The organism is Shigella sp. SIG3 (assembly GCF_053555855.1).
In genome coordinates this window covers 1-5,563 of the sequence record NZ_JBQZXE010000173.1, presented here as the reverse complement: position 1 = coordinate 5,563, position 5,563 = coordinate 1, and the positions used below count along the sequence as shown (strand labels likewise).

The following is a 5,563-nucleotide window of genomic DNA, read 5'->3' as shown; positions in this document are numbered from 1 at the left end:
GTCGTAGGCGCGTGCATTGTGTTGATGGAGCTAATGATGATGGTTCAGTTATGGTGGTCAGTCTGGTTATGTTGGCCAGTATTATCGCTACTCATTGTTGGCCGTGGGTGCGGTGGGCTTGGCGCGATAACAACAGGGAAAGATAGTCAGGGGAAACTCCCGCCCGCCGTTTACTGGCTGACATTGCCCTGGCGCATCGGGATGTGGCTATCTATGCGTTGGTTTTGTCGTCGCCTGGAGCCGGTGAGCAAAATGACTGCTGGTGTTTATTTAAGGGCGTTTCCACGACATATTCCGGCACAGAATGCGGTTCTGGACGTCACCTTTGAATTCCCTCGTGGACGAGCGACAAAAGATCGACTCTATTTCTGTGTACCGATGTTGGATCTGGTGGTTCCGGAAGAGGGGGAGCTCCGACAGGCCGTGGCGATGCTGGAAACATTACGCGAAGAGCAAGGCAGCGTTCTGGTCCATTGCGCATTGGGATTATCGCGCAGTGCGCTGGTAGTGGCGGCATGGCTGTTATGTTACGGACACTGTAAAACAGTTGATGAAGCGATTAGCTTTATTCGAGCCAGACGCTCGCATATTGTGCTTAAGGAAGAGCACAAAGCGATGTTGAAATTATGGGAAAACAGGTAAGTGGATTGAGATGTGGACTGAATATCTACAGTCCACATCAAGACCGTGTCCGGTTATGCAGCAACAATGCTGTCGATGGCTGCTTTTGCGTCAGACTGTGCTTTCGCTGCCATTTCCGGACCGTATGCGATCCCTTCGGCGAAGACAAATTTCACATCGGTAATGCCGATAAAGCCGAGGAACGTGGACAGATACGGCGTCACCAGGTCCGTTGGTCCATCTTTGTGGATCCCACCGCGGCTGGTAATAACGATGGCTTTTTTACCCGTTACCAGACCTTCCGGACCGTTCTCGGTATAGCGGAAAGTAACGCCTGCGCGTGCAACCAGGTCAAAATAGTTTTTCAACTGAGTTGAGATGTTGAAGTTATACATTGGTGCCGCAATAACGATAACGTCGTGGGCTTTCAGCTCGGCAATCAGCTCATCGGAAAGCGCCAGAGCTTCCTGCTGACGCGGAGTCAGCGGCGCATCGCTCGGACGCAGAGCGCCAACCAGTTCGCCATCCAGTACCGGAATCGGATTTGCAGCTAGGTCGCGAACGGTGATTTCATCAGCGGAGTGCTTTTCGCGCCATTGTTCAACAAAATAATCGGACAACTGATTAGACTGAGAGTACCCTGCCAGGATGCTGGATTTAAGAACTAATACCTTGCTCATGGTGTTTCCTTATAGATGTTTGAATGGACGATGCCCCGTTGCTTGCTGACACTTTATTCACAATCCTGCCACAGAGATAGCGCAATAAATCGAAGTCTATGTTCGAATTTATTGAACAACGCATAGAAAGCCGCGATGTGGTACTCTATATCTATCATTTAAAAGAAAATTAATCAGGCAGACTACTGCCCACTAACGTTATGACAGAACAACAAAAATTGACCTTTACTGCCTTGCAACAGCGGCTGGATTCGCTGATGCTGCGCGACAGACTGAGTTTTTCTCGCCGTCTGCATTGTGTTAAGAAGGTTAAAAATCCTGATGCACAACAGGCCATTTTCCAGGAGATGGCGAAAGAGATTGACCAGGCGGCAGGGAAAGTCCTGCTGCGTGAAGCGGCACGACCGGAAATCACTTATCCTGACAATTTACCGGTTAGTCAGAAAAAACAGGACATACTCGAAGCGATTCGTGATCACCAGGTGGTGATCGTCGCCGGGGAAACCGGCTCCGGTAAAACGACTCAGCTACCGAAAATCTGTATGGAGCTGGGGCGCGGTATTAAAGGGCTGATCGGTCATACCCAGCCGCGTCGCCTGGCGGCACGAACGGTGGCCAACCGTATTGCGGAAGAGCTGAAAACGGAGCCGGGCGGTTGCATCGGTTACAAAGTGCGTTTCAGCGATCACGTAAGTGATAACACGATGGTCAAGCTGATGACCGACGGGATCCTGCTGGCGGAGATCCAGCAAGACCGCCTGCTGATGCAGTACGACACCATCATTATTGACGAAGCGCACGAACGCAGCCTGAATATCGATTTTCTGCTCGGCTATTTGAAAGAGTTGCTGCCGCGGCGTCCTGACCTAAAAATCATTATCACTTCCGCGACTATCGACCCGGAACGCTTTTCGCGCCACTTTAATAATGCGCCGATTATTGAAGTCTCCGGTCGGACCTATCCGGTGGAAGTGCGCTATCGCCCGATTGTTGAAGAAGCCGATGACACCGAGCGCGATCAGTTGCAGGCGATTTTTGACGCCGTAGACGAACTAAGCCAGGAAAGCCCCGGCGACATTCTGATCTTTATGAGCGGCGAGCGGGAAATTCGCGATACCGCCGATGCGCTGAACAAGCTGAACTTACGCCATACCGAAATCTTGCCGCTTTATGCGCGGCTTTCGAACAGCGAACAGAACCGCGTGTTCCAGTCGCACAGCGGACGGTGCATTGTGCTGGCGACCAACGTCGCGGAAACCTCGCTGACCGTACCGGGGATTAAATACGTCATCGACCCCGGTACAGCGCGTATCAGCCGCTACAGCTATCGCACCAAAGTGCAGCGTTTGCCGATTGAACCCATTTCGCAGGCGTCTGCCAATCAGCGTAAAGGCCGCTGTGGTCGTGTGTCCGAAGGGATCTGTATTCGTCTCTATTCCGAAGACGATTTCCTCTCGCGCCCGGAGTTTACCGATCCGGAGATTCTGCGTACCAACCTGGCCTCGGTTATTTTGCAGATGACCGCGCTGGGGCTGGGCGATATCGCTGCGTTCCCGTTTGTCGAAGCACCGGATAAACGCAATATCCAGGATGGCGTGCGTCTGCTCGAAGAACTGGGCGCGATCACCACGGATGAACAGGCCAGCGCCTATAAACTGACGCCGCTCGGTCGCCAGCTCTCGCAGTTGCCTGTCGACCCACGTCTGGCGCGTATGGTGCTGGAAGCGCAAAAACATGGCTGCGTGCGTGAGGCGATGATTATCACGTCCGCGCTCTCCATCCAGGATCCGCGCGAACGTCCGATGGACAAACAGCAGGCATCGGACGAAAAACATCGTCGCTTCCACGACAAAGAATCCGACTTCCTCGCGTTTGTAAATCTGTGGAATTATCTTGGCGAGCAGCAAAAGGCGCTTTCTTCCAACGCCTTCCGTCGCCTGTGTCGTACCGATTACCTCAACTATCTGCGCGTGCGCGAATGGCAGGATATCTACACCCAGTTGCGCCAGGTGGTGAAAGAACTTGGCATTCCGGTCAACAGCGAACCGGCGGAGTATCGTGAAATTCACATCGCCTTACTGACCGGTTTGCTTTCCCATATCGGCATGAAAGATGCCGATAAACAGGAATATACCGGTGCACGTAACGCGCGTTTCTCCATCTTCCCCGGTTCTGGTTTATTCAAAAAGCCGCCGAAATGGGTAATGGTGGCGGAACTGGTAGAAACCAGCCGCCTGTGGGGGCGCATTGCTGCGCGTATCGACCCGGAATGGGTAGAACCCGTTGCTCAGCATTTGATTAAACGCACCTACAGCGAACCGCACTGGGAACGGGCGCAGGGCGCGGTGATGGCAACGGAAAAAGTCACTGTTTATGGTTTGCCGATTGTTGCTGCGCGCAAGGTCAACTACAGCCAGATCGATTCGGCGTTATGTCGTGAACTCTTTATTCGCCACGCTCTGGTGGAAGGTGACTGGCAGACGCGTCACGCATTCTTCCGTGAAAACCTGAAACTGCGGGCCGAAGTGGAAGAGCTGGAACACAAATCACGTCGCCGCGATATTCTGGTTGATGACGAAACGCTGTTTGAGTTCTACGACCAGCGCATCAGCCACGATGTAATCTCCGCTCGTCACTTCGATAGCTGGTGGAAAAAAGTCAGCCGCGAAACGCCTGATTTGCTCAACTTTGAAAAGAGCATGTTGATCAAAGAAGGGGCGGAAAAAATCAGCAAGCTGGATTACCCGAACTTCTGGCATCAGGGCAATCTCAAGCTGCGTTTGAGCTATCAGTTTGAGCCAGGCGCGGACGCGGACGGTGTGACCGTACATATTCCGCTGCCGTTACTTAACCAGGTTGAGGAAAGCGGGTTTGAATGGCAGATCCCCGGTCTGCGCCGCGAATTGGTGATTGCTCTGATTAAATCGTTGCCGAAACCGGTACGCCGTAATTTTGTGCCTGCACCAAACTACGCCGAAGCGTTTTTAGGCCGCGTCACACCGCTGGAGTTACCGTTGCTCGACAGCCTTGAGCGCGAGTTACGGCGGATGACCGGCGTTACCGTTGACCGCGAAGACTGGCACTGGGATCAGGTGCCCGATCACCTGAAAATCACCTTCCGCGTGGTGGATGACAAAAACAAGAAGCTAAAAGAAGGGCGCTCGCTACAAGATCTGAAAGATGCGCTGAAAGGCAAAGTGCAGGAAACGCTGTCCGCGGTGGCGGATGACGGTATCGAGCAGAGCGGCTTACATATCTGGAGTTTTGGTCAGCTGCCGGAAAGTTACGAACAGAAGCGTGGCAACTATAAAGTGAAGGCGTGGCCGGCGCTGGTGGATGAACGCGACAGCGTGGCGATCAAACTGTTTGATAACCCGCTGGAGCAAAAACAGGCAATGTGGAATGGTCTTCGCCGTCTACTGCTGCTAAATATTTCCTCGCCGATCAAGTATTTACATGAGAAGTTACCAAACAAAGCCAAGCTGGGGCTGTACTTTAACCCGTATGGCAAAGTGCTGGAGCTGATCGACGACTGTATCTCCTGCGGTGTGGATCAACTGATCGACGCCAATGATGGCCCGGTCTGGACGGAAGAAGGCTTTGCTGCGCTGCATGAAAAAGTGCGCGCCGAACTGAATGACACGGTGGTGGATATTGCGAAGCAGGTCGAGCAAATCCTCACTGCGGTGTTCAATATCAACAAACGTCTGAAAGGGCGGGTGGATATGACCATGGCACTGGGGCTTTCTGACATTAAAGCGCAGATGGGCGGGTTGGTATATCGCGGTTTTGTCACTGGTAACGGCTTCAAACGTCTGGGCGACACGCTGCGATATTTGCAGGCGATTGAAAAACGACTGGAAAAACTGGCGGTTGATCCACATCGCGATCGTGCACAGATGCTGAAAGTCGAAAACGTCCAGCAGGCGTGGCAGCAATGGATCAACAAACTGCCGCCTGCACGTCGTGAGGATGAAGACGTGAAAGAGATCCGTTGGATGATAGAAGAGCTGCGCGTTAGTTACTTCGCTCAACAACTTGGTACGCCTTATCCGATTTCAGATAAGCGTATTTTGCAGGCGATGGAGCAGATTAGCGGTTAACCCTGCTATTTGCCTAATAAATCTAAAACCCGGTAAGCATTTAGCGCCGGGTTTTTTATTAATTCTAAAACGGTAAGGACAAAAATTCAGGAATTCAGAAAAATACAATTCTCAGCTGCAAGATGAATAATGTTTATCTACAGCATTTCCTTAAAAGTG

The 5,563-nt window shown here is 52.1% G+C and carries 3 protein-coding genes; 2 read left to right on the top strand and 1 reads right to left on the bottom strand.

Annotation, left to right across the window (positions count from 1 at the left end; translation table 11 throughout):
* Positions 1–642, top strand: a 642-nt coding sequence (locus ACUU1I_RS19355) for a dual specificity protein phosphatase family protein (RefSeq protein ID WP_032157067.1), incomplete at its 5' end; no start/stop codon positions are given.
* A gap of 53 nt (positions 643–695) precedes the next feature.
* On the opposite strand, the gene azoR is transcribed toward ACUU1I_RS19355, so the two are convergent.
* Positions 696–1,301: an FMN-dependent NADH-azoreductase gene (gene azoR / locus ACUU1I_RS19350; protein WP_000048948.1), complete on the bottom strand. Its 606-nt coding sequence runs from the start codon at positions 1,299–1,301 to the stop codon at positions 696–698.
* A 200-nt stretch (positions 1,302–1,501) separates the two neighbouring features.
* Here azoR and hrpA point away from each other — a divergent pair, with 200 nt between their 5' ends.
* Entirely contained in the window at positions 1,502–5,404 is a 3,903-nt protein-coding gene (gene hrpA / locus ACUU1I_RS19345; protein WP_000139595.1) for an ATP-dependent RNA helicase HrpA, read from the top strand.
* Positions 5,405–5,563 lie beyond the last annotated feature (159 nt).

Bases quoted from the DNA above. Each gene is read 5' to 3' on its own strand.
- azoR (WP_000048948.1), bottom strand. From the start codon at position 1,301: ATGAGCAAGGTATTAGTTCTTAAATCCAGCATCCTGGCAGGGTACTCT.
- hrpA (WP_000139595.1), top strand. From the start codon at position 1,502: ATGACAGAACAACAAAAATTGACCTTTACTGCCTTGCAACAGCGGCTG.